This is a genomic window from Dickeya zeae NCPPB 2538, from assembly GCF_000406165.1.
GTDB lineage: Bacteria > Pseudomonadota > Gammaproteobacteria > Enterobacterales > Enterobacteriaceae > Dickeya > Dickeya zeae.
Map to the genome: position 1 here is coordinate 2,550,796 of NZ_CM001977.1, position 24,525 is coordinate 2,575,320.

18 protein-coding genes and 1 pseudogene are annotated in these 24,525 nt (G+C 55.0%); 6 read left to right on the plus strand and 13 right to left on the minus strand.

The genetic code is table 11. The features are described 5' to 3' along the window. Positions 1 to 197: 197 nt before the first annotated feature. From DZE2538_RS11170 to dinG, 4 genes and pseudogenes are all read right to left on the minus strand, one after another. A complete protein-coding gene (locus DZE2538_RS11170; RefSeq protein WP_038916355.1) occupies positions 198 to 2,063 on the minus strand; it encodes a M3 family metallopeptidase in 1,866 nt (621 codons plus the stop codon). A 30-nt stretch (positions 2,064 to 2,093) separates the two neighbouring features. Then, on the minus strand, positions 2,094 to 3,062 hold the full coding sequence (ybiB, locus tag DZE2538_RS11175; RefSeq protein ID WP_038914130.1) for a DNA-binding protein YbiB: 969 nt from the start codon (positions 3,060 to 3,062) through the stop codon (positions 2,094 to 2,096). A gap of 172 nt (positions 3,063 to 3,234) precedes the next feature. Continuing rightward, positions 3,235 to 4,401 (minus strand): YfaP family protein, encoded by a 1,167-nt coding sequence (locus tag DZE2538_RS11180; protein ID WP_038916356.1) that lies wholly within the window; start codon positions 4,399 to 4,401, stop codon positions 3,235 to 3,237. Positions 4,402 to 4,574: 173 nt separating this feature from the next. After that, positions 4,575 to 6,681 (minus strand): annotated as a pseudogene (dinG, locus tag DZE2538_RS11185) (ATP-dependent DNA helicase DinG). Between the two features lie 217 nt (positions 6,682 to 6,898). On the opposite strand from dinG, the gene DZE2538_RS21260 reads away from it, so the two are divergent. Next, complete coding sequence (locus tag DZE2538_RS21260) at positions 6,899 to 7,006, plus strand: membrane protein (protein WP_012770198.1); 108 nt, start codon at positions 6,899 to 6,901, stop codon at positions 7,004 to 7,006. A gap of 116 nt (positions 7,007 to 7,122) precedes the next feature. Here DZE2538_RS21260 and bglX read toward each other — a convergent pair whose 3' ends face one another. Both bglX and DZE2538_RS11200 read right to left on the minus strand, forming a co-directional pair. Continuing rightward, positions 7,123 to 9,438, minus strand: a complete 2,316-nt coding sequence (bglX, locus tag DZE2538_RS11195; protein ID WP_038916357.1) for a beta-glucosidase BglX — start codon at positions 9,436 to 9,438, stop codon at positions 7,123 to 7,125. Positions 9,439 to 9,660: 222 nt separating this feature from the next. Further along, positions 9,661 to 11,001, minus strand: a complete 1,341-nt coding sequence (locus DZE2538_RS11200) for an aspartate aminotransferase family protein (protein WP_038916358.1) — start codon at positions 10,999 to 11,001, stop codon at positions 9,661 to 9,663. A gap of 395 nt (positions 11,002 to 11,396) precedes the next feature. Between DZE2538_RS11200 and DZE2538_RS11205 the strand changes: the two genes are divergently transcribed. Together DZE2538_RS11205 and DZE2538_RS11210 are read left to right on the plus strand one after the other, a co-directional pair. Continuing rightward, entirely contained in the window at positions 11,397 to 12,173 is a 777-nt protein-coding gene (locus tag DZE2538_RS11205) for a DeoR/GlpR family DNA-binding transcription regulator (protein ID WP_038916359.1), read from the plus strand. 96 nt (positions 12,174 to 12,269) lie between these two features. Next, entirely contained in the window at positions 12,270 to 12,956 is a 687-nt protein-coding gene (locus tag DZE2538_RS11210) for a glutathione S-transferase family protein (RefSeq protein WP_038916360.1), read from the plus strand. A 19-nt stretch (positions 12,957 to 12,975) separates the two neighbouring features. Here DZE2538_RS11210 and pbpG read toward each other — a convergent pair whose 3' ends face one another. Next, positions 12,976 to 13,935: a D-alanyl-D-alanine endopeptidase gene (gene pbpG / locus DZE2538_RS11215; protein WP_016942597.1), complete on the minus strand. Its 960-nt coding sequence runs from the start codon at positions 13,933 to 13,935 to the stop codon at positions 12,976 to 12,978. 207 nt (positions 13,936 to 14,142) lie between these two features. Here pbpG and DZE2538_RS11220 point away from each other — a divergent pair, with 207 nt between their 5' ends. Beyond that, positions 14,143 to 14,934 (plus strand): epoxyqueuosine reductase QueH, encoded by a 792-nt coding sequence (locus tag DZE2538_RS11220; protein WP_038916361.1) that lies wholly within the window; start codon positions 14,143 to 14,145, stop codon positions 14,932 to 14,934. Positions 14,935 to 14,985: 51 nt separating this feature from the next. On the opposite strand, the gene cyaB is transcribed toward DZE2538_RS11220, so the two are convergent. From cyaB to DZE2538_RS11240, 4 genes are all read right to left on the minus strand, one after another. Beyond that, positions 14,986 to 15,525 carry a class IV adenylate cyclase gene (gene cyaB / locus DZE2538_RS11225; protein ID WP_019845627.1) on the minus strand — a complete coding sequence of 180 codons (540 nt, stop codon included), beginning with the start codon at positions 15,523 to 15,525 and terminating at the stop codon, positions 14,986 to 14,988. 696 nt (positions 15,526 to 16,221) lie between these two features. Then, the gene (locus tag DZE2538_RS11230; protein ID WP_038916362.1) at positions 16,222 to 16,629 is read right to left on the minus strand and encodes a VOC family protein; all 408 of its coding nucleotides are present in this window, start codon (positions 16,627 to 16,629) and stop codon (positions 16,222 to 16,224) included. A 104-nt stretch (positions 16,630 to 16,733) separates the two neighbouring features. After that, positions 16,734 to 17,669 carry a tRNA dihydrouridine(16) synthase DusC gene (gene dusC, locus DZE2538_RS11235; RefSeq protein ID WP_038916363.1) on the minus strand — a complete coding sequence of 312 codons (936 nt, stop codon included), beginning with the start codon at positions 17,667 to 17,669 and terminating at the stop codon, positions 16,734 to 16,736. Positions 17,670 to 17,851: 182 nt separating this feature from the next. Then, entirely contained in the window at positions 17,852 to 19,447 is a 1,596-nt protein-coding gene (locus DZE2538_RS11240; protein ID WP_038916365.1) for an ABC transporter substrate-binding protein, read from the minus strand. A gap of 114 nt (positions 19,448 to 19,561) precedes the next feature. On the opposite strand from DZE2538_RS11240, the gene pepT reads away from it, so the two are divergent. Then, positions 19,562 to 20,803: a peptidase T gene (pepT, locus tag DZE2538_RS11245; protein WP_038916366.1), complete on the plus strand. Its 1,242-nt coding sequence runs from the start codon at positions 19,562 to 19,564 to the stop codon at positions 20,801 to 20,803. Here the strand turns inward: pepT and DZE2538_RS11250 are convergent. Next, entirely contained in the window at positions 20,795 to 21,670 is an 876-nt protein-coding gene (locus DZE2538_RS11250; RefSeq protein WP_038916367.1) for a helix-turn-helix domain-containing protein, read from the minus strand. The genes pepT and DZE2538_RS11250 overlap by 9 nt on opposite strands. Positions 21,671 to 21,897: 227 nt before the next feature. On the opposite strand from DZE2538_RS11250, the gene DZE2538_RS11255 reads away from it, so the two are divergent. Beyond that, a complete protein-coding gene (locus DZE2538_RS11255) occupies positions 21,898 to 22,794 on the plus strand; it encodes a DMT family transporter (protein WP_023639947.1) in 897 nt (298 codons plus the stop codon). Between the two features lie 4 nt (positions 22,795 to 22,798). Here DZE2538_RS11255 and rhlE read toward each other — a convergent pair whose 3' ends face one another. Beyond that, a complete protein-coding gene (gene rhlE, locus DZE2538_RS11260; RefSeq protein ID WP_038914170.1) occupies positions 22,799 to 24,166 on the minus strand; it encodes an ATP-dependent RNA helicase RhlE in 1,368 nt (455 codons plus the stop codon). Positions 24,167 to 24,525 lie beyond the last annotated feature (359 nt).

The following is a 24,525-nucleotide window of genomic DNA, read 5'->3' on the forward strand; positions in this document are numbered from 1 at the left end:
GACAGTTCAGTGAAACTTTTTTAATAACAGGCACTTTCATTGCAAATTGATTGCAAATAACCACCAGACCAGTATAGGCATGGGTTGCTGCTGGCGCGAGAGAGCCACACCGGTTTAGCGATATAAAAAGGTAATGGGAACGCAAGAGATGACACAGTGAGACAGGCGCTGCGGTTCGCCACAGCACCTGTGCGTACTCAGGCATGAAGCAGATAGGTTTCCTCAATCACACGGGCGAATGCCTGACACATAGCGTCATCGCCATCCTGATTATCGGCCAGCACCGTATCACCATCCACCACCTGGATATGGGCGTTGAGGGGGAAGTCTGCCGCAGGTTGCGGGCGCGCCATCGCCGCGGCGATGGTGGCCTGTGCCTGTTGCCACACCTGTTCAACCGTCAGGTTGCACTCATGGGCCAGATAGTCTGGATTGAATCCTTCGCCTGTCAGACTGCGTAGCGTTTCATCGTGGCTCAGGCTATTGCCGGGTTGCCAGTAATGGCGCGTCAAATCCGGGCCAATCGCCGGGTTATCCGTCAAATAGCCATCACGCTGAAGGAAGAAGTGCCGCGTTTGCTCTACCGCCATCGTCGCCAACAGGTAGCCCTGATAGGAGCAGGCCGACTCCATCGATAACAAATGGGGGATCGCCATCGTCGGGCGTGGACTGCCACTGATGCCGAGAATACGTTGCTCAGTCTCGCGCGCCAGCTGCAAAATCGCCTCGGGCGTGCGCGCCTCGTCGTCCATGCAGTACAACTGCCATTCGAAATACGGCACCAGCAAAATGTGGCGTTCGTTGAACGCCCGCATCGGCTGGCGGGCACGGATATCGGCCTGAATCAACGCATCGGGGATCACCTCGCCTTGCGTGTTATAGGCATAGCGCTTGAGCCAGTCGGCGTCCTGCAACAGGCTGTCGCAAAACATCGACTGCGTTTCGGCGTAGGCCATCGACGTCGGCGGGAACTCCTGGGCAAAACAGGGCGCATTCTGGCGGATATTGGCGAAATGCGCCGCATGGCCCCCTTCATGGAACAACGTGTTGATACCGTTGGCACCACTGCCTACCTGATCTGGCTGCGCCAGACTGGTGAAGTTGATGCGCGCAGGCAACCACCGGCCTTGGTCGACAAACGGCGGCACCGGCTGGTGCATAAAACCGTTTTCATATTTCCCTTTGCGTACCAGCAAGTCGAGCTGCATTTGTGCCCCACTAAAGCCAATATGCAGACGTTTGAAGCTATCGACCCAGCGGGACAACGACGCTGAAAACGGAAAGTACGGGTCCATCTGCCGGGTCACATCACCGGTACTGGCATAGCGCACGTTCCACGGTGTTAATGCGTCCTCGCCTTTCTCCGCCGCCAGTTGACGCAGACTACGCAGGTTGGCCTCCCGGGTCTGTTCTTCGAAGCGGTCAAGAATGGCGAATAACTGCTCCGGCGTCATACGCTCGGTTTTGTTAACCTTGTAGTCAAAGTAGTTGCGATACCCCATCTGGCGCGCAAAGCGGTTACGCAGGCTGACCAGCTCTGGAAATCCGTGGTTGACCAGCCACTGTTCTAAATCACGCAGCGCTTGTTGCGAGCTGCGGCGATGCGCCTCGTTATCATTGGTCGCCTGATTGGTCAGCAACTCGCCAAGCGACGCCGCAACCAGTTCCCCTTGCTCATCAACATGCATGGGCTGATAGGTTTTGCGGCGGGCGAACAACGCGTGCTCAGCGGCAATCAGCTCATCCATCAGCGCCTGCGCCTTCGGGTCTTCAATCACATTGCAGTCAAAGAAACGATACCAGCCGCGTAACCCGTGCAGCAGCGCGTCACGCGCTTCACTGGCAGACTCCGCTTCAACCGTCGCTATGTGTTGGCGCAATTCGGCCAGCCGTGAGGATTGTGCAATAAAGCGTTTCCAGGCACTCTCTGCCTCGGCAAAGCGGGTAGCCACGGTCTCGTCGCCAGTCCCCATATAACACTGCCAGAAAAGATCTTCTTTCGTTTGATGTACCACCAGATAATCGCGGTTCAGGGCGTCAAAATACGCCTTAGCCTGTTGCATGTGGTTGTTCCTTATCGTTAATCGTTATGTTCAACCCAGTCGTTTTCGTATTGTTGACACCGCCTGCTCCATCGACGCGGCTTCGCCGGTTCCCACCAGACAGCACGCCAGTTGCAGCCGAATCGCTTGCGGTATCGGTTGTTCCCCCGCCAGACAGGCTTGCGTCCAGCGGGCCGTCGTCACCGCGTCTTTATCCGCAGGCAGTGCTGAGCGGTCGACCGCGATATCCTGACGGACCTGCAAAAGATCGTTGCGCTGTTCACGGATGAAATACATTTCCGGGCAGCGCTGTGGGTTAGCGTACACCTCGCCTTCCGTGCCGTGCATCAATAACGCGCGGCCATTGATGTCCTGAAAAAAGGTACCCACCCGGCCGACATATTCCGGGTGCGACACGCTTGCCAGACGCAACGCCGCGCCTTCATCAAACGGCGTGGCCAGCTTGGCCAGCGTATGCGCGCTATTACGCACCCCCATACGCCAGCGCAAATCCAACTGACGCTCGATAGCCGGGCACAACAGCGACACCGGCATAAACACCGGCTCGCCCTCATCGAGCCGTTGCTGTGCCGACGGCGCGTCACTCACCGGCATCAGGCCCAGCTCACGAAAAATCGCCTCGCTGGTCACGCGGGTTGGGTCGTGGCTCACACCGTGCACCACCACCGGCAGCCCCAGCCGATGCAGCAACAACGCCAGTAATGGCGTCAAATTAGCTTGTTTGCGTGCGCCGTTATAGCTGGGGAGCACCACTGGCATCGGCCTGTTAGCCGGTACGGACAGACGTAGCGTCTGTTCGCGCATCGCCTGATAAAAGCCCCGCATTTCGGCTTCAGACTCGCCTTTAATGCGAAATGCAATCAACAGCCCACCCAACTCCAGCTCCGGTACCTGATCATTGAGTATATGACCATACAGCTGATACGCCGTGTCCTGGTTCAGATCGCGCGCATGATTTTTGCCGCGACCAACCTCTTTAATGATGTGGGTGTAATCCATGATCTGCTCTCACTGGTAAGGCGATGGTTAAACGGTGCCCTCGAACGGGCGAGTGGGTAGCCCCGGTTATGTGGGATAACACACTGGAAACATAGCATGAATTAGTCTGAGGGGAAGCGTGAAATCACCGTTGCCGCTCCCGACGGGAGCAGCAAGGAAAGCAGGTCAGCGGTTACCGTTTGCTCTTAATGCGGCTGATAGCCTGATCATAAGTAGCGCTGTCTTTCTGCGCTTTAGCCAGTTGGTAATGACGTAATGCATCGTCCAGTTGTCCAGCTGCCTCATAAATTCTGGCAATATTATAGTAGGAGCTGGCACGTACGGTTGCGGCGTTTGGTCCATCCGCCAGCGCGATAGCTTTACGGTTTGCCCAGATGGCTTCTGCGATGCGTTCGAGCTTCTGATAAGCCAGTCCCAGATTGCTGTATGCCTGGCTAAATATCGCATCCTGTTCAATCGCAAGTTGGTAATACGCGATAGCACTTTCTAGATCGCCACGGCGATAGGCATCCTCACCCTGACGGTTCAGCGCCTTGGCGGCAGCCTGATTAACGTTCACTGCTCCTGTTGCTGCCTGACCAGACAGCTGGCCGCTTACCCCAGAGGCCACGTTATTAGGCTCCTGATAACCGGTTTGTTTAATCGTGTTGATGTCCTCAAAATCGCCGTTCGGATTCAGGCGAAATACCGTCCACAGGTTACCGACCTGATTACGGGGAACATCATAGGTTCTGACCAGCGACTGCCCGACGTAAACAAACACCTTAGCCTGGCTGTTAGACAACGCAGTCTGGGTCGGCTCCTGAATGTGCGTGTAATCGTGAACCGCGTACAGATAGCTTTCACCAAAGCGTTTTTTCTCGATAGTGATGGTTTCTGGGCCGTAGCTGTCGGTGTCATCCACATCCAGATTCGCGTCTGGTCCATTTTTATGGTCGAAATAGATATGGCTATTGCCATAAATCAGATGCGAATCGAGATCGGCTGGTGTAGCCCCCCAGGTCAGCACAATACGCATCCCATCCAGATTCTTCATCACCGGGCTGATAGCGTAGGTCAGTCCATCACACGGGCATTTAACCACTAAATTCGAAAATCCCGGCTTCTTGATGATCAACAGGGCATTCTCATCCGCATTAAACGCCGGTGCCAGTTGCACCTGTCCCAAGGCATTGGTACGCCCCACGACTGTCTGTGCACCATCACGTTGTAGTAGCACATCAGCATCGGTGACTTTTTTATCTTTGATAGTGGCATCAAGCACTTCAATGTTGACTGGTGCCGCCGAAGCCTGCGACAGGAATAACAACGTGCCCAACACCATCATTATTTTTTTCATTACATATCCTTATTGACTCACCAAACGTCAGACCGCGCAGCACTTGCATCGCCAACTGCTAACCAAGCCGATACAGCACACTGTCTGCCACACTGTAGCCAATGGGCCACAGCGGCGATTATGATAGGGATTTAACGGCGCTTTGTCAGAAAAAAGAGATGAATAACAGCAAGCTACTTATCATCGGGCATCGCACGCTGTTCGATAGGAAATACGGGGAGCGCCGCCAGTAACTGGGCCCCGTAGCCTTTGGTCAACAGACGACGGTCGTAGATGACGATTTCACCAAAACAATCATGGCTACGAATCAATCGCCCGACTTGTTGGATCAGGCTGAAGGACGCACTGGGCAGGCTTTGCACCACAAAGGGGTGGCGTTTGAGACTTTTCAGCCACTCGCCTTCCGTCAGGATGAGCGGGCTGTCGATCGGCGGAAAGGCAATCTTGTGGATGTGCACCTGCGAGAGCAATTCGCCCTTGAGATCTAACCCTTCGGCGAAGGACTGCAAGCCAATCAACACGCTGGTCTGCCCTTGCTGTACCCGCTGGCGGTGCAATTCCACCAGCCGGTAACGCGGTTGGTCACCCTGCACCAGCAACATCAGCCGCAAGTCCGGCACCTCGGTCAGAAATTGCTGCATGGCACGCTGGCTGGCGAACAACATCAGCATGCCCTTATGCACGTCACGCTGCAGTTCCGCGCGGAAAAAAACGCGCCATCTCGGCCAGATGTTCCGCTTCCTGGGTAATCAGCGGCTCATGACGCATCTGCGGGATCACCAGCTTACCCTGTTCGCGGTGATTAAACGGTGAATCCAGCGCGATAAAAGTATCGCCCTCTTCTTCATCCAACCCGGAGAGCTCTTTCAGGCGGGAAAAACTGTTGAGCGAGCGCAAGGTCGCCGAGGTGATCACCACATGCGACAAATTACGCCACAGTAACCGGTCCAACTGGTCGCACACGCGAATGCCCGCGCAGTGGAAATACAGGTGCAACTGGTTGTCACGCCGTTCCCGCTGCAACCATTTCGACACCGGCGCGTTAGAGGATTTCTCCAGCGCCGCCAGCCGCCATAACTTACTTTGCGCCTCCCAATAACCATTGAGTCGACTGATACGCAGCATTGCCTGATGTAACTTCACGACGTCATGCTTACCGGTTTTTTCCGCCAGATCGTTGAGCAGGTATTCCGCCAGACCGCGCAAGCTATCCGTGAGTTTGAATAACCGATTGCAGCACTCGCGCATCTCGTCTGGCAATTCCCCCATCGGGAAACGGTAGTCGGCATCGGGTTGGGCGGCAGGCAGAAACAGGCTGCTCAGGCGATCGAACAATTGCAACTGTTCACGAATTTCACCGCAATGCTCACCCAGCCTATCCGGTTGCATCAGTCTGGGTGACGACTTGGGCGGGAACTGCGCCAGACACATCCCTACCTGCTGAATCAACTGATCCATCTGATGTTGTACCGCGCTGACCGTCACCTCGCCGGACATCTCCAGCGCATCGCGCGCCACATCCGGCACATGGTGACCTTCATCCAGCACCAGTAGCATGTTCTTTGCCTGCGGTAATACGGAATCGCTCTCCATCGCCGCCATCACCAGCGCGTGATTCGTCACCACCACATCGGCGTCTTCAATTTCCCGGCGGGCGAGAAAGAACGGGCACTCGCGGTAATAATGGCAATTACGCCCCAGACAGTTGGCTTTGTCGGTACTCAGGCGTTGCCATAATCCATCGTCGATAGACTCCTGGCAGTGGTCGCGCAACCCATCCCAGGCGTAGCTTTGCAATGCCTGTTGCAACCGGGCGCTGGTGGTTTGCTCTTCACGGCTGGATGGCAAATGGTCATCCATAAACAGCATCAAATCGCCCTGCGCTGAAACCTCGGTTGCCATCGCCGCCAGATTACGCGGGCACACATAGCGCCCACGACCAAACGCCGCCGTGAATTTCAGCTCAGGAATGAACTGGCGCAACAGCGGCAAATCTTTGTTGAAGATCTGGTCCTGCAACGCCACGTTGGCGGTGCTGATAACCAGCGTTTTCAGCTCAACGCGGCCAACAGCAATGCCGGGGATCAGATACGACAGGGTTTTACCCACACCCGTCGGCGCTTCAATCACCAGATGACGCGGGTAGTCCCCTGCCAGCGCTTTGGCTACCTCGGCGATCATCTGACGCTGCGGCGCACGGGAGACAAAATCAGGAATTTGCTGTTGCAGCGCTTTATACCATTCGCCAATCTGCTGCTTTAACGCGGGGGTCAGGGTCATGCCATCTCACTGTCGTTCAATCTGGCGGGTATTGTCCCACAGACCAACGGCAACGTCAGCAAGCACAGTTTTGCCATCGTGATGTTGTGACGTTGTCACATTTATCAACCCGGTAGCGGATGGGTATCAACACACGCGGCTGGCTTGTATCCGATGGTGGAGTCTCTATAATCGCCGGAACGTCACCATTACCGGGGCGTAACAAAAGGATAACCGGATGAATATCAAAAAACTGGGGGTCGTCAGCCTGTTTGCGTTGTGCGCGTTAGGCGGCATCGGCGGTGTGATGCTGGTGGGGTATATTATTATCGTGCACGGTGGCTAACGCCGAACCGGTCAGTCCCGGCCGCCTGTTGCCGTGCAGCCGGTTTTCCTGTCAGGCCCCTGCCTACATCGCAGGGGCCGTCGTCTGTCACCCTTAACGGGCTCAACCCACAGTCTTTACAGCAAGGTAAAGCTGCTGGTTTTCACACGCTGGGAATCCAGCCCAATCATCACGTCAAACTTGCCCGGTTCCGCCACCTGCTGCATCTGTGCGTTGTAGAACATCAGATCTTTCGGTGACAGGGTAAATGTCACGGTGCGGCTTTCACCCGGCATCAACATCACCTTCTGGAAACCACGCAGTTCTTTCACCGGACGGCTAACCGACGCCACGACATCATGCAGATACAGCTGTGCCACGGTTTCGCCAGCCCGTTTACCGGTGTTGGTGATCGTCACCGACGCGGTAATACTGCCATTACGTTTCATCGTCGGGCTGGAGAGCTTCACGTCCGATACCGCAAAGGTGGTGTAACTCAGGCCATAACCGAACGCATACAGCGGCCCGTTGGCCTCGTCAAAATAGTGCGACGTGTATTTGTTGGGTGCTTCGGCTGAGTACGGACGACCGGTTGGCAAGTGGCTGTAGTACATCGGGATCTGCCCCACGGAGCGCGGGAAGGTCATCGGCAGTTTACCCGACGGGTTGTAATCACCAAACAGCACATCGGCGATGGCGTTGCCACCTTCGGTACCGCTAAACCAGGTTTCCAGTATCGCGTTCGCCTGCTGATCTTCACGGCTCAGATCCAACGGACGGCCATTCATCAGCACCAGCACCAGCGGTTTACCGGTTGCTTTCAACGCGGCGATCAGCGCTTTCTGCTCCGGCGGAATAGTGATTTTGGCGCGGCTGGAGGCTTCATGCGCCATCCCCTGGGATTCCCCCACGACCGCGATCACCACATCGGATTTCTTCGCCACGTCGACCGCTTCATCAATCATTGCCTGCGGCGAGCGCGGGTCCACCACCACGGATTCATCATATTCATTGAGGAATTTGATCAACCCCGGATGATTGGTGATGTTCGAGCCTTTAGCGTAGTAAACCCGTGCGTTATACCCGACGGCTTTACGGATGCCTTCATATACGGTCACCGCCTGAGCCGGACGTCCGGCAGCGGACCAACTGCCGATAATATCGCGCTTACTGTCAGCCAGCGGGCCAACAACCGCGATGGTGCCGGATTTTTTCAGCGGCAGAATATCCAGACGGTTTTTCAGCAGTACCAGACTGCGACGCGCCACATCACGGGCTTCTTCGCGGTGTAACCGGCTTTCGGCATTGGTATCCACCGGGTCGGAACCGGCTGGGCCAAGGTGACGATACGGGTCTTCGAACAGGCCCATGTCGTATTTCATGTTCAGCACCTGACGGCAGGCATCATCGATATCTTTCATGCTGACCACGCCGCGCTTCACCAGGTCCGGCAGGTAACGCGCGAAATACTCGTCGCTCATACTCATACCGATACCGGATTGCACCGCGATGCGCGAAGCATCACTCGGGTCTGCCGCCACGCCATGCTTAATCAGTTCTTTGATAGCACCATGGTCGCTGATGGTAATACCTTTGAAATGCCACTGGTCGCGCAGCACATCTTTGAGCAACCAGCGGTTGGCGGTCGCCGGTACACCGTTGATGGAGTTGAGCGAGGCCATCACACCGTAGCTACCGGCATCAATCGCGGCTTTATACGGCGGCATATATTCCTGGAACATGCGCTGCGGGCTCATGTCGACGGTGTTGTAATCACGCCCGCCCTCTGCCGCGCCATACAACGCATAATGTTTGACGCTGGTCATCAGCGAGTGACGGCCGGTCAGGTCATCACCCTGAAAACCTTTTACCATCACGCGGGCGATTTCACTGGTCAGATATGTATCTTCACCAAACCCTTCGGAAACACGGCCCCAACGCGGATCGCGGGTGATATCCACCATCGGTGCCCAGGTCATGTTCAGGCCGTCTTCGGTGGCTTCATACGCCGCAATCTTTGCCGACAGTTCGACGGCATTCATGTCCCAACTGGAAGCCAGCCCCAACCCAATCGGGAATACGGTACGCTGACCGTGCACCACGTCATAAGCGAAAAACAGCGGAATTTTCAGGCGGCTTAACTGCATTACCTGATCCTGCATCACGCGAATATCCTGCCGGGTGACGGTGTTGAAAATCCCACCGACCTGACCGTTGTGGATCATCTCGCGGATGGCCTGTTTCGGGTTATCCGGACCGACACTGATCAAACGAAGCTGGCCAATCTTTTCATCCAGCGTCATTTTTTTCATTAAGTCGTTAACGAAAGCATCGCGCTGTTGCTGGTGAGCGGGCGTTGCCTGTGGCGCAGTTGTCTGTTGCAGAGGCGTTTGCGCCCAAAGCGGGCTACAGGCCAAACCGACCGCGAGCGCCAGTGGAGTAAACCATTTCATTGTTATTGCGAATTCCTTGTGCAGTTGCCAGTTAGGGTGCGACACGCTGCCCGATGAGTGTGGGGTTAACAAGGCGGCTAATGTGCCACAAAACCGCCAGCGGAAAAATGGCTATCACGCATTTTCCCGCCGACGGTGTGACACAACACAAGGGCTGGGGAGGGATCAAACACCGTTCAGGCGAGTTATCGTCAGACAACCGCTCATCGCACGTCGAAACAATCAGGAGCCGGTGGCGCTCAGTGCCTTATCCAGCGCACCGACCAGCCAGTCGATATCATGCGCCTGAAACGCCAGCGTCGGGCGTAATTTCAGCACATTGCCGTGCGGACCAGCGACAGAGGTCAGCACGCGCTGTTCACGCAGCTGTTCTATCACGTTCAACGCGCGCGTTTTGTCCGGCGTTTTGCTATCACGATCGCTCACCAGCTCAAAACCGATAAACAACCCGGCACCGCGAACATCACCCACACAGGCATGACGAGCCGCCAGCCCTGCCAGCTCTTTCAGTAACTGGGCACCGACGACCTTGCTGTGCTCCTGCAATTTCTCTTCACGGATCACCGTCAGTACGGCTTGTGCCGCCGCCATCGATACCGGATTACCACCGAAGGTATTGAAATAGGGAATTTCATCACTGAATGCCGCCAGTACATCGGGTTTCGCCAGCAACGCCGAAACCGGAATACCATTTCCCATCGGTTTGCCCATCGTGATGATATCCGGCACGATGCCGTGGCGGGCAAACCCCCAGAACGCGTCACCGGTACGGGCAAAGCCGGGTTGTACTTCGTCGGCGATAAAGATGCCGCCGTTGGCATGGACCACATCGATAGCGGCTTGCAGGTAACCGGCTGGCCCCGGCAACACGCCATCAGAAGAGAAAATCGAGTCGGCGAGGAAACCGGCAAACTTGATGCCGTGCGCGGCCATGTCATCGATCTGCTTCTGGATTTCATTGGCAAACCAGGCCCCCAAATCCGGTGCCTCGACACGATAGCGATCCGGCGCGGGAACCAGACGCGTCGTTGCCGCAATTGGCTGTCCACTGCCCAGCGCTGGCGACGCACCGGACGTGAGTTCACTGGTGCCGTGATACGCTTCACGGGTCACGATAATCCCGGTACCACCGCTGTAAGCGCGCGCAACGCGAATTGCCAGATCGTTAGCTTCCGAGCCGGTACACATGTACATCGCCTTGGTGATAGCCGCTGGTACCAGCGTCAACAACTCTTCGGTGTAATCCAGAATACGGTCATGCAGGTAGCGGGTGTGCGTATTGAGCTGGCACATCTGCGCGTGTACTGCCTCAATGACCGCCGGGTGGCAATGGCCGATACTGGCGACGTTGTTGTATACATCCAGATACTGGTTACCCGCCGCATCCCACAGGTATTGCTTCTCACCCCGCACCAGATGCACCGGGTTACGGTAGAACAGCCGGTAAGACTCCCCCAGCACCCTGCCGCGTTTTTCGGTCAGTGTGCGGATATCGTCGCTCAATGCTGCTGCGTGTTCAGCCCGGAAGCTGTTGGTATCCATGATGGTTGAACGTGTCGCCATGATGACTCCCGATTAAAAGTAATGTGCCAACGCGTGATGGCGACCGGCTCTCCGGTGCCACCTGATGAGCACTACCCTACACCAAAAGCAACGAAATACACAAATACAAAAATACGCATACTAGAAAGGCAGATTTACCGCCTAGAAAACTCGTAATTTAACGTGTTGTTACGCGATCGCACCCTTTGCAAGAAAAGCAACTTAATCTATTAAAAACAAGTTTATAAACACAATTACCACAATTTCCCAGCAGACCATTGCCAATACCGTGACACCTGTTATGCTTAAATGCACAAAATTACACAAACAGACCAACACTCTGTTGTTCCTGCCAGTCTGCTGCCTTATCGTTATAATGACGTCGACTGTTATCCTGACCGAGAGAATGCCTGCTCATGCTTGAAGAAACCCGCCTGCACCGTATCCGCCTGCTGCTGTCGTCCCTCAACCGAGTCAGTACTGACCACATCATTCAGCATCTTGGTGTGTCGCGGGAAACCGTGCGGCGTGATGTGCTCAAGCTGGAAGCTCAGGGGGTGTTGCGTCGGGTTCATGGCGGTATCGTCGCGATGGATGTCGAACCGGAGCCACCGCTATCCGTTCGCAACACGGTAAGGGAACAGGAGAAACGGGCGATTGCCCAACTGGCGGCGCAGCAGGTAAAAGCAGGCCAGACATTATTTATTGACGCAGGCAGTACCACCACCTTGCTGGCTGCGGAATTGCTGGTGCTTCCCGGCATGACCATCATTACCAACAGCCTGAACGTTGCGCTGACACTTACCGGCGCAGAAACCGACGAGCATGCGCCACATGAGGTCATTCTGCTCGGCGGCCACATGGGCGCAGCCGCACAGGCCACCAGCGGTGCTCTGACGGTGACGGAAATCCAGCGTTATCGGGCTGATATCGCGCTGCTCTCGCCGGTCGGTATTGCCAGCCAGTCTGGCGCCAGCAGCTTTTCCCACCATGAAGCCGCGATTGCCGGGGCGATGTCTCGCAATGCCAGACAACGCATCATGCTGGCGGATCACAGCAAGATTGGCGTTACCAGCCGTGTTATTTACGCCGCTCCCACGGATATCGACCTGCTGATTACCGACAGTGGCAGCAGCAGTAATGCCGACCTCCCGGCATTGCAGGCGGCTTGCGCTCACGTGCTGTTGGCTTGAACCGAGGGACGAGCTAATCGGTCAGTGCCATGTTGCTGATTTCGTGATACATCTAAAACGACACCGCCCATCGTTATATCTCCCACGGAGGAAAACATGTATCAGTTGCACATCGCCAATAAAAATTATTCGTCCTGGTCGCTGCGCCCGTGGATCCTGCTGAAAACGCTGGATATCCCGTTTGACGAGATCCTGACCCCGTTTGCCCCCGCCCCCGTCCAGACGGCATTCAAAACGTTCTCACCGACCGGCAAAGTCCCTTGTCTGGTTGACGATGGCATCACCGTCTGGGATTCGCTGTCCATTACCGAATATCTGGCGGAAAAATTTCCAGCGGTCTGGCCGCAAGACAAAGCGGCCCGAGCCTGGGCGCGCAGCGCGGCGGCGGAAATGCATTCCGGTTTTAACGCCTTGCGTAACCAGTGTTCGATGAGTTGCGGCGTGCGGGTGGAACTTCATACCATCACCCCGGAATTGCAACGCGATGTCGACCGGCTCAATCAATTGTGGCAGGAAGGGATAGAACGATTTGGTGGGCCATTTCTGGCAGGCACGCAGTTCAGTGCCGTTGACGCGTTTTTCGCCCCGGTAGTCTTCCGGGCACAAACCTACGCACTGCCATTAACGGGCGCAGCGGCACAGTATGCCAGCCACATGCTGGCACAACCGGCGATGCAGTTATGGTACCAGCAGGCACTGGCAGAAACCTGGCGCGAACCCAGCCATGAAGAGGACATTACGGCAGCGGGCAGAATAGTTCAGGACCAACGGGCGGCGTCGTAACACCGCCCTAATCCGACAGTTATTCATCTACCTCAGCAGTGACGCCAGCTCCGCTGCCATGCGGCTGGCGTGACGCCAGTGACTTCTGCTTCTTGTAGCTCAGCGCCGCTTCCGGTACCGGGCTCACTTTCCCCGTTTCCAGCCAGTTACGCAGACGATTGGCATCGGCAAAATGGGTGAATTTGCCAAACGCATCCAATACCACCAGCGACACCGGGCGTCCACCGATCACCGTACGCATCACCAGACAGTGACCTGCCTGATTGGTAAAACCGGTCTTGGTCAACTGAATATTCCAGTCCGGGCGATAAATCAGGTGGTTGGTGTTACGAAACGGCAACGTGTACGACGGGTGCGTAAACACGGCGGTTTTTTCATGTGTGGTGCTAAGTTGGCTTAACAGCGGATACTGTTTGGACGCAATCAGCAACTTGGTCAAATCACGTGCAGTAGACACATTACTGGTTGAGAGCCCGGTCGGCTCCACATAGTAGGTATGCATCATGCCAAGCGAACGCGCTTTAGCGTTCATCGCGGTGATAAACGCCTGATACCCCCCACGGTAGTGATGCGCCAGGCTAGCGGCAGCACGGTTTTCCGACGACATCAACGCCAGCAACAGCATATCGTGGCGGCTGATTTCACTGCCCAGACGCACGCGGGAATACACCCCTTGCATCTCTTTGGTATGGCTGATATCAACGGAAATCAGCTCGTCCAGCGGTTGATTGGCATCCAGAACCACCATGGCGGTCATCAGTTTCGTCACAGAGGCAATCGGTACGACCACATCCGGATTACTGGAATAGAGCACCTCGTTATTACGCATATCCACCACCATCGCACTGCCGGAGGCAATCTCCTGACGGGATGGGGCATGCTGTGTCACAGGTGTTTTAGCCACGGCCTGTGCGGCAAAACACACAGGGGCGGAAAGCAACAACAGGCTTACAACGGAAAGCCGAAATTTTTTATTCATTATTCAATAGCTTAAACAGTGTACTGTTAACTGAAAAAAAAGAACGACGCATTATAATGCGCCGACGGATCGCACGCACTCCGCCTGTCTTAAAAGCTTTGTGACAAAGTTTGACAGCCGTATCCCAACGGGTGCCCGATTGTCATCGATAAGTGGATAACCGATACTGCCCACCGCTGATGACCCCATGAAGATAAGGATGACGCCGTGTCTGACAAGGAACACTTACCCCAAAAGGAACAGGCTACCAATAAGGAATATTCCACCAGTAAGGAACATGCCACCGGCAATGAACCGCGCACCGACTTTCAACGCCCAGTGCTGACACTGCCTAATCAGGCTGACAAATTGTTGCTGCATTCCTGCTGTGCACCGTGTTCAGGCGAAGTGATGGAAGCTATCACTGCGTCTGGTATCCAGTACACTATTTTCTTTTATAACCCGAATATTCACCCACAACGCGAATATCTGATCCGTAAAGAAGAGAACATGCGTTTTGCCGAAAAACAAGGCATTCCATTTGTCGATGCGGATTACGACAGCGATAACTGGTTTGAACGTGCCAAAGGCATGGAATGGGAGCCGGAACGCGGTATTCGCTGCACTATGTGTTTCGACATGCGTTTTGAGCGCACCGCGTTGTACGCGCACGAGCACGGTTTTTCGGTTATCTCCAGTTCACTGGGTATTTCCCGCTGGAAGAACATGCAACAGATAACCCAGTGTGGTGTCACCGCCGCCAGTCGCTATCCGGGCATGACCTACTGGGACTACAACTGGCGTAAAGGCGGTGGCTCAGCCCGCATGATTGACATCAGCAAACGCGAGCGTTTCTACCAGCAGGAATACTGTGGGTGTATCTACTCGCTGCGAGATACCAATAAACACCGCAAGGCGCAGGGCCGCGATATCATCCGCATCGGTACGCTGTATTACGGCGACAACGCTGCCTCCGACAACGACGTCACCGCCGATAAAGACAAAGGCGATAGGGGCTGATAGCCCCGGCTCGTGGAACAGGTGGTGTCACGCGCTATTGGGCGACACCACTTAATATCCCAGTAGTTGACGGTAGGAGCGGGTTTCGATGCTGTCCATCTGTAACCCCAGCCGTAATGCGCAATCCTGGCAATGTTCACCCAGAATATCGAGTTCTGTTTCGTCTTCCGTCATGCAGGATATCTCGACGAAATGCCCCAACGACTCAATATAATCCAGCGTGATGTGAAACCGGTCGAGAAAATAGATGCTACGGGTTTTATTCACTTCAAATATAGGCAAAAAACCCAGCGTTCTCAGCATGCTGTCTGTCATATCGAATGACTCCACGTTGACGGCCTCACAACGGCCGGTTCGCGGACCTTTCACAATCCACAGCTTAATCCCAGATGGTGCCATACGGCGTAACAGCATACTGATATTTTGTTGCCTCAATTTCTTTTCCGCTGAATCATAATAAATATCATGTTCCTTATTTTCGAATACGAACGATTCAGGATGATGGCTGAATAATTTTTCACGAAAAGCGATAATATCCTGAATACGAAATTTCAATTCAACTTCATATTTCCCTCTGAAATGCTCGTGCACTTTTTTTCTCCGCTTATCGGTTCTCTCTGACCGCCTCTTTATTTGGAAAATACCTACAAGCAGGACAACAGACGATCAGCTTATGTAATATTAATCATCAGATAGATTATTATGCTAACTTTTATTCAGGCTGTCAGCGGTATAGCTAATGGTTCTCAATTATCACGCCGCCAACCGCCCTGCACTCTACCTATCTGGAATCGTATCACCTGGATATTGCTCCGGATAACGACGCGTGAGTTGCGCCAGCCTTCATTGGCATGATGTGCTGAAATAAGCACCACAAGCAAAAAGCACAGTGTGCGTTCACCATGCTGAAAAAAGAGAACGGATTAAACAGAAACGCCATCTATTCCTTACCAGAAAAACCAGTCTTCCATTTTCCATCATGGTTGGCTGGCAAAATGAATCTCATTACGTCAGACGATCTACCGTTACCGGTTATCATAACGATAAAAACCAATCGCTGTTTTCACTTACCCCACGTAACCATGAATCCTGCTTAACACCCCCCATGTAGAATGTGGATCGTCGTATTTTTCATCACTATTTCCTCTATTTCGCCCCGTCATTATTACAAATCTTGCTTTTCGATACTCATGTATAGATACGAAAGCATAATAATTCAATCTGCCATCACGCATTTTGCCGATCAGGAAGAGATATTGTTGTAAATTTTCTTTTCACAGCCAGGCTTCACGAATAAAACGTCATCGCGTGATAAGGGGCCTGACGGCAGCGCGCCAACCGTGACGCCAAATCACCGACGTGTACTTCCAGTTGGTGACCGTCCGGGTCGAGAAAATAGAGCGAGTCGCCTTCGCTACGGTTATCTTTCCACTCTGTAACGCCCGCATCACGCAGACGCTGGCAAAACAACGGAAAATTATCGGCAGAAACGCTGAATGCGTAGTGGGTATAGCCCGCGGCGATATCGCCACGTGTCGGTTCCAGTGACAAGCAAAGCCATAATCCCGGCAATGACAGATACGCCCCTGTCGCCCACTCAGACTCCAGCCGCAGCCCCAGCAGATGATGGTAGAACGTCAGGCTGCGCGGTAAATCGCACACCGATAATGTCAGATGATTGAATCCGGATAACATGCACAACCTCGCGCCTTTCAAGTCGATGGTTCAACGGAACAGATACGACGCTCAGGTTACGACGCTCAGGTTACGACGCTCAGGATGGCACAGCAAGGTATCCCTTACCGGATACTGTTGATAACCCGCGCAATATCAGCCGAGGTCGTCAGCGCACGAATCTGGCTAAACAGCTCGCTGGCGTCGTCATACTCTTTGCGCAGATAGCCCAGCCACTGTTTGATACGCGCAACGTGATACAAACCGGTGTCGCCTTGCTTCTCCAGCTGCACGTATTTCTGTAGCAATTGCACCACTTCCGCCCACGGCATACGTGCCTCGCGATACTTGATGACCCGGCTCAGGTTAGGCACATTGAGCGCGCCCCGGCCAATCATCACCGCATCACAACCGGTCACGGCCATACAATCCTGTGCGCTTTGCCAGTCCCAGATTTCTCCGTTGGCGATAACAGGAATATTCAGGCGTTGGCGAATTTCCCCTATCGCCGCCCAATTGATGCGCTCGGCCCGATATCCATCCTCTTTCGTGCGCCCATGCACCACCAGTTCACTGGCTCCCGCCTGCGCTACCGCATCGGCAATCTCGAACTGGCGCTCGCCAGAATCCCAGCCTAAGCGCACTTTTACCGTCACCGGCAACGATAGCGGCACCGCGTCACGCATCGCTTTGGCAGCCTGATAGATCAACTCAGGGTCTTTGAGCAAGGTGGCACCGCCGCCACTGCCGTTAACCAGTTTCGATGGGCAACCACAGTTGAGATCAACCCCCCAGGAGCCGAGTTCCACAGCCCTGGCGGCATTTTCTGCCAGCCACTGCGGGTACTGACCGAGCAGTTGTACCCGAACCCGGGTGCCGGACGGGGTACGACTACCGTGGCGCAATTCCGGGCACAGGCGATAAAACGCTTTTACCGGCAGGCGGCTATCCACCACCCGCAAAAATTCGGTGATGCACAGATCGTAATCATTCACTTCGGTGAGTAATTCCCGCACCAGGGAATCCAGCACCCCTTCCATCGGGGCCAGTAAAACGCGCATAACTCGACTCATCATAAAAAAGGCAGGTCATGGTACTGTCGGCGGGAGAAACTGTCGACGGGGAGAAAGCATCGACAGGAAAAACGGTATCACAGCGGGGTGATTGAACGAGCGGGAAAGCCGAAACCTTCCCGCTATGGTGTTGGTATTGCTGTGGTACTGGTATTACTGTGGTGTTGATATTACTGGCGGATATCCACCTGATAAAAAATGTGTTTACCAAACGGGTCGATTTCGTATCCGCTTACCGTGTTGCGCACCGGCTCAAAGATCGTCGAGTGCGCGATCATCACCGCCGGTGCCTGCTCATGCATCATGAACTGCGCCTGACGGTATAGCGCCACGCGTTTCTGGTGATCCTGCTCGGCTCGCGCCTCGGTAATCAAGGTATCAAACGGCGGGTAGCACCACTTGGATGAATTAGACCCACCATTGGCGGAAGTACAGGTAAATAGCGGGCCGAAGAAGTTATCCGGGTCGCCGGTCGCGGTAGTCCAGCCCATCAGCGCCGCCTGATGCTCACCGCTTTTCACCCGCTTCAGGTATTCGCCCCACTCGTAACTAACGATATTCGCTTTCACCCCCACCTTCGCCCAGTCGGCCTGAATCATTTCCGCCATGCGGCGTGCATTCGGGTTATACGGCCGCTGTACCGGCATCGCCCACAGATCGATAGTCGTACCTTGCGCCATACCGGCTTCTTTTAGCAGCGCTCTGGCTTTTTCCGGGTCGTATGGGTAATCCTCAAGATCAGACGCGGCGCTCCATACGCCAGGCGGCAGCAAATTTTTCGCCGCCGTCCCGGTGCCCTGGAATACCGCCTCGATAATCGCTGGTTTGTTGATAGCCATCGTCAATGCCTGACGCACTTTGAGGTTATCCAGCGGTGGTTTTTGGGTATTGAACGCCAAAAAGCCGATGTTCAGCCCGGCTTTTTGCATCAGGGTAATGTCTTTATTGCTCTTCATGTCTGACAGTTCCGCCGGATTGGGAAACGGCATCACCTGACATTCATTTTTGCGCAGCTTGGCGTAACGCACCGAAGCATCCGGTGTGATGCTAAAAACCAGCCTGTCCAGCTTGGCCTTACCCTGCCAGTAATCCGCAAACGCCTGATACAGAATGCGGGAATCTTTCTGGTACTGCACCAGTTGGAACGGGCCGGTGCCGATAGGCTCCAGATCCACTTTCTCTGGTGTACCGGCTTTCAGCATCTGGTCGGCGTATTCAGCAGACAGGATCGAGGCGAAATACCAGGCCAGATCGGCCAAAAACGGGGCCTCCGCATGGCTTAAGGTAAAACGTACCGTGTGGTCATCCAGCTTGTCGATAGCGGTAATCAGGCTGCGAAACGACAGGCTTTCGAAGTTGGCATAGGTGCCACCGGACACCTTGTGATAAGGGTTATTGGGATCACGCTGGCGTTGAAAAGAGAAAATCACATCGTCGGCGTTGAAATCACGACTCGGGGTAAACTGGGCGTTGTGATGGAATTTCACCCCATTACGCAGATGAAAGGTGTATTGCGTGCCATCCGGGCTTATCTCCCAGCTTTCCGCCAGACTCGGCACCAGTTCAGTGGTGCCGACCTTGAAATCCACCAGCCGGTTATAAATCGGCACTGCACTGGCATCCACGCTGGTCCCCGAAGTATACAACTGCGGGTTAAAGTTCTCCGGTGAACCTTCTGAGCAGTACACCAGGGTTTTGGCGCATGCCATCTGGGCAACTGTCAGCGTCATCGCCGCCAGCGCAATACGTGTTAACCTGTTTTTCATCCCCACCCTCGCTTTTTATTGACTTCCAGGTAGCTCGCTGAGTACAACGAAGCCTTTGATTATGGTTGAAAACAATACCGAACCTTCCATGGGGTTTACCAATAAGGATCCGTTATGAGCGATAACCTGACGCGCCAGTTGACCGACCGTTTCTACCGCTATCTGGCTGTCACCAGCCAGAGCAACGCCGCCGCGACCACGCTGCCGAGCACGTCAGGCCAAATGGCGATGGCCCGGTTGCTGGCAGACGAGCTGCACACACTGGGGCTGAGCCAGATAGTGTGCGACGAGCATGCCATCGTCACCGCGGTGAAACCGGGCAATACCCCGTCTGCGCCACGCATTGGTTTTATTACCCATATTGATACCGTCGATGTCGGCCTGTCACCGGATATTCACCCGCAAACCTTACGTTTTACCGGTGAAGACTTGTGCCTGAACCCGGAACAGGATATTTGGTTGCGCGTTGGCGAACACCCGGAGATTCTGCCCTATCGCGATCAGGACATCATTTTCAGCGACGGCACCAGCGTGCTGGGAGCGGACAACAAAGCCGCCGTTACCGTGGTGATGACACTGCTGGAAAACCTGCCTGATGACCAGCCACATGGCGACATTATCGTCGCGTTCGTGCCGGACGAAGAAATTGGCTTGCGGGGTGCGAAAGCGCTGGACCTGACGCGCTTCAACGTCGATTTTGCCTACACCATTGATTGCTGCGAATTAGGTGAAGTGGTGTACGAGAATTTTAATGCGGCGTCGGCGGAAATCCGCTTTACCGGTGTGACAGCCCACCCGATGTCAGCCAAAGGCGTGCTGGTTAACCCCATTATGATGGCGCACGATTTCATCAGCCAGTTTGATCGCCAGCAGACCCCGGAACACACCGAGGGGCGGGAGGGATATATCTGGTTTAACGACATCCACGCCAACGCCAACGAAGCGGTGCTGAAAGCCTCGATCCGTGATTTCGATCTGGCCGGGTTTGCACAGCGCAAACAGCAGATACGCGACGTCGCGACGCAGCTTGCCGCGCAGTACCCAACCGGTCAGGTCAACTGCACCATCGCTGATATTTACAGCAACATCAGCAACGCGTTGGGGGATGACCGGCGCGCGCTTGACCTGCTATTCGCCGCCATGAGCACACTGTCGATTACCCCGAACGTGATTCCGATGCGCGGCGGCACTGACGGCGCGGCACTGTCGGCCAAAGGTATTCTGACGCCGAACTTTTTTACCGGCGCGCACAACTTTCACTCACGCTTCGAGTTTCTGCCGGTGCCGTCGTTCGTTAAATCGTATCAGGTGGCATTGACGCTATGCCAGCTCGCCGCACAACAGCCATCAGTCTGAGCTGTGCTGGCGTAGCGCCGACGGTGTGATGCCGTATTCAGCGCGAAAGCGCTGGCTGAAATGACTGGCGGAGCTAAACCCGCAGGCCAGCGCGATATCGGTAATGGAACGACTGCTATGGCGTAACCACTGTTCCGCCTGCGCCAGCCGTCGCTTCATCACATACTGATGCGGTGCCATCCCCTCACTCTGGCGGAACATGCGTGAGAAGTGAAATTCGCTCAGCCCGGCTTCCGTCGCCAAATCCGCCAGGGTGAGCGGATCCCCCAGTTGGGCGTCAATTCGCGCTTTTACCCGCCGTAGCACCGCCGGTGCCAGCCCGCCACGACTACCCGGCTCCTGCCACTGCAATTGGCTGTATTGACGCAACATATGCAGCATCACCATCGTTGATGCAGAGCTCAACATCATCTGGCTGGCGGGGTCGTCCCAGTTACCGGTCAGCAAAAAATGGCGATACAGTGCTTCCAGTGCCGGGTCGGCGACAAAAATGCGCTCATCCAGCAGGATAGACGCCGGGCTGCGATCCCAGGTTTGTTCCGCCAGTTGGCGCAGGTGCTGATCGGTACAGTAAAAGTGGGCAAAACGCAGGCTACCACGAATATCCCAGGTGGACTGACTCGCTTGTGGCATCAGGCAAAAACGCCCCGGCGCGCCGCCGTTAAACCACCCATCGGGACGCTTGTGGTAGCTTTCGTACCCATCCTGCACGTACATACTGAAAGTGTGATGACGAGTATTTTCCAGCGTGACCCGATCGTGACTATTCTGCCAGACCGCCAGTTGCACCTGATTATCCAGCGTCACGGTTTCCTGCAAACGGGTTTTATAATGCTGTAACACCTCAAAAGCGTCGTACTGGCTCATCTGTCACCCTGAAAAACATCCCTCTCTGGCTACCAGAGTAAAACAAGCGTTCACGATTAGGAATGGCTCTGTACACCTCCGGCACGACAATCCACCGCCCTTCCCCATCAGCTAGCGCCTTACGACAGAAAAAACCGCAGGATTCTGCTACTCACCGCAACCTGCTGACAGCCGGCCTCTCGACAATGCCGAATAATAAGCGCTGGTGTAGTTTCTGGAGTATGACAATGAATAGCCTGCTTTATAGCGCCGTAGTATTGATTTGGGGAACTACCTGGATAGCCATCAGTTTGCAGCACGGCAATATTCCGCCGGAAGTGTCGATTTTCTGGCGTTTTGCCAGTGCCTCGACGCTGCTGATGGCATTGTTGATCCTGACGCGTCGCCTGCGTCCGTTGAGTGGACGTGCGCATGTATTGTGCATGGCACAGGGGGCCACCGTCTTCGGTCTTAATTTCTTCTGTTTTTATCATGCCGTCGCCTGGATCCCCAGTGGGTTGGAGTCGGTGATTTTTTCGATGGCGGTGCTGTTTAACGCCTTCAACAGTCGGCTGTTTTTCGGCACCCGGCTCAGCCGGAATGTGATGATCGCCGCCCCACTGGGGCTGGCCGGTATTCTCCTGCTGTTCTGGCATGACCTGTTGCGTCTTAACAGCAGCCCGCAACTGCTCTGGGGCGTCGGTTTGAGCCTGCTGGGAACCTACGGTTTCTCTCTTGGCAATATGATCAGCGCCCGTCATCAACACAGTGGTCGGGACATTATGACGACCAACGCCTGGGGAATGCTGTACGGAGCGCTGGCGATGGGACTGATAGCGTTGATGCTGGGTTATCGCTTCACGCCGGAATTCTCGCTGCAATACCTCGGTTCGCTATTTTATCTGTCGCTGTTTGGTTCGGTGATTGGGTTTGGCGCTTACTTCGCGCTGGTCGGGCGGATCGGTGCCAGTCAGGCGGCCTATGCGACCTTGCTGTTTCCGTTAGTGGCGCTTTCAGTCTCCACACTGTACGAAGGGTACGTATGGCGCAGTAATGCGGTGCTGGGATTATTGCTGATTCTGGCGGGCAATGCGGTGATGTTTTATCGCCCCCGGCCACAGCCGGAGGCGAAAACCGCCATCTAGTCGATTATTGCGCGTTGGCAGGTTTATTACGCGGCGGGCGACGGCGAGCAGGTTGCCCTTCCGGACGGCCTGCCGGGCGAGCGCCGCCGTCACGACGTGGCTGAAGCGGACGATCGCCTTGCGGACGCGCAGAGGCTCTTTCACCTTGTGGGCGATCCCCCTGACGTGGTGCGCCGCCCCGGCCGCCGCGTCCACCCTGACGGCCGTTTTGGATCGGCTCAGCCTTGATGGTTGGGTCCGGCTCGTAACCCGGGATAGCGATGCGTGGGATCTCCCGCTTCAGCAGACGTTCAATATCGCGCAGCAGCTTGTGCTCATCAACACACACCAGCGACAACGCTTCACCAGTCGATGCGGCTCGCCCGGTACGGCCAATGCGGTGCACGTAATCTTCCGGTACATTCGGCAGTTCGTAGTTCACCACGTGCGGCAACTGATCGATATCCAGCCCACGCGCGGCGATATCGGTCGCCACCAGCACACGGATGTCGCCGTCTTTGAAATTCGCCAGTGCACGGGTACGCGCACCCTGACTCTTGTTGCCGTGGATAGCGGCAGCGGTGATGCCGTCTTTATTCAGCAGTTCCGCCAGATGGTTAGCACCGTGCTTGGTACGGGTAAATACCAGCACCTGCTGCCAGTTGTGCTTGCCGATCAGGTGCGACAACAGCTCACGTTTGCGTTTCTTATCGACAAAATGCACGTGTTGCGTCACCAGCTCGGACGGGGTATTGCGGCGCACCACTTCCACCGAGGCCGGATTGGTCAGCAGCTTGCCAGCCAGTTCTTTAATCTCGTCGGAAAAGGTGGCCGAAAACAGCAGATTCTGCCGTTTAGGTGGTAATTTCGCCAGCACCCGGCGAATATCATGGATAAAGCCCATATCCAGCATACGGTCGGCTTCATCCAGTACCAGAATCTCTACCTGCGACAGGTCAACCGCGTTCTGGTGCTCCAAATCCAGCAGTCGGCCTGGGGTAGCAATCAGAATATCGACGCCGCCACGCAGCTTCATCATCTGCGGATTAATGCTGACGCCGCCGAATACCACCAGCGAGCGCAAGCGCAGATATTTGCTGTACGCCTGAACGTTTTCGCCAATCTGCGCCGCCAGCTCACGGGTTGGCGTCAGGATCAACGCTCGCACCGGACGACGACCTTTCGCCAGTACCGGGCGTTCGTTCAGCAGTTGCAGCAGCGGCAGGGTGAAACCGGCGGTTTTGCCAGTACCGGTCTGGGCGCTGGCCATTAGATCGCGCCCTTCCAGCACGACAGGAATCGCCTGACTCTGAACCGGCGTCGGCTCACGGTAGCCCTGCTCTTCCACAGCGCGCAAGATATCGGCACTCAGACCGAGGGATTGAAAAGACATAAAGAGAACAACTCCAGAGTCACCCTACCCGGTATCTACCGGTGCAGTTTTTAGGGTGATGACAGATGGGTTCCGCGTCGCCTCGGCTTGTATGCCGCACAACGCCGACTCCAGATGAATGGGCACAAACTACGGTGCATGACTGCCTGCGATTGTAACAGGAAATCGCTTGTTTGAGGAATTTTTATCTGTCGATCACATTTTATCCTCGGCATTGTGCGCAAAATAGTTTTGCTCTTTATGGATATCAATTAGTTACTGATTATAAAGCCCATTCAGCCATCGTAGCGTCCGTGAAGGGGGTATCAAACCGCCCCGTCAGCAGTCAGCATGCGGCAAACGGTTGAATGAGCCATTAT

Bases quoted from the DNA above. Each gene is read 5' to 3' on its own strand.
- DZE2538_RS11170 (WP_038916355.1), bottom strand. From the start codon at position 2,063: ATGCAACAGGCTAAGGCGTATTTTGACGCCCTGAACCGCGATTATCTG.
- ybiB (WP_038914130.1), bottom strand. From the start codon at position 3,062: ATGGATTACACCCACATCATTAAAGAGGTTGGTCGCGGCAAAAATCAT.
- DZE2538_RS11180 (WP_038916356.1), bottom strand. From the start codon at position 4,401: ATGAAAAAAATAATGATGGTGTTGGGCACGTTGTTATTCCTGTCGCAG.
- DZE2538_RS21260 (WP_012770198.1), top strand. From the start codon at position 6,899: ATGAATATCAAAAAACTGGGGGTCGTCAGCCTGTTTGCGTTGTGCGCG.
- bglX (WP_038916357.1), bottom strand. From the start codon at position 9,438: ATGAAATGGTTTACTCCACTGGCGCTCGCGGTCGGTTTGGCCTGTAGC.
- DZE2538_RS11200 (WP_038916358.1), bottom strand. From the start codon at position 11,001: ATGGCGACACGTTCAACCATCATGGATACCAACAGCTTCCGGGCTGAA.
- DZE2538_RS11205 (WP_038916359.1), top strand. From the start codon at position 11,397: ATGCTTGAAGAAACCCGCCTGCACCGTATCCGCCTGCTGCTGTCGTCC.
- DZE2538_RS11210 (WP_038916360.1), top strand. From the start codon at position 12,270: ATGTATCAGTTGCACATCGCCAATAAAAATTATTCGTCCTGGTCGCTG.
- pbpG (WP_016942597.1), bottom strand. From the start codon at position 13,935: ATGAATAAAAAATTTCGGCTTTCCGTTGTAAGCCTGTTGTTGCTTTCC.
- DZE2538_RS11230 (WP_038916362.1), bottom strand. From the start codon at position 16,629: ATGTTATCCGGATTCAATCATCTGACATTATCGGTGTGCGATTTACCG.
- dusC (WP_038916363.1), bottom strand. From the start codon at position 17,669: ATGCGCGTTTTACTGGCCCCGATGGAAGGGGTGCTGGATTCCCTGGTG.
- DZE2538_RS11240 (WP_038916365.1), bottom strand. From the start codon at position 19,447: ATGAAAAACAGGTTAACACGTATTGCGCTGGCGGCGATGACGCTGACA.
- pepT (WP_038916366.1), top strand. From the start codon at position 19,562: ATGAGCGATAACCTGACGCGCCAGTTGACCGACCGTTTCTACCGCTAT.
- DZE2538_RS11250 (WP_038916367.1), bottom strand. From the start codon at position 21,670: ATGAGCCAGTACGACGCTTTTGAGGTGTTACAGCATTATAAAACCCGT.
- DZE2538_RS11255 (WP_023639947.1), top strand. From the start codon at position 21,898: ATGAATAGCCTGCTTTATAGCGCCGTAGTATTGATTTGGGGAACTACC.
- rhlE (WP_038914170.1), bottom strand. From the start codon at position 24,166: ATGTCTTTTCAATCCCTCGGTCTGAGTGCCGATATCTTGCGCGCTGTG.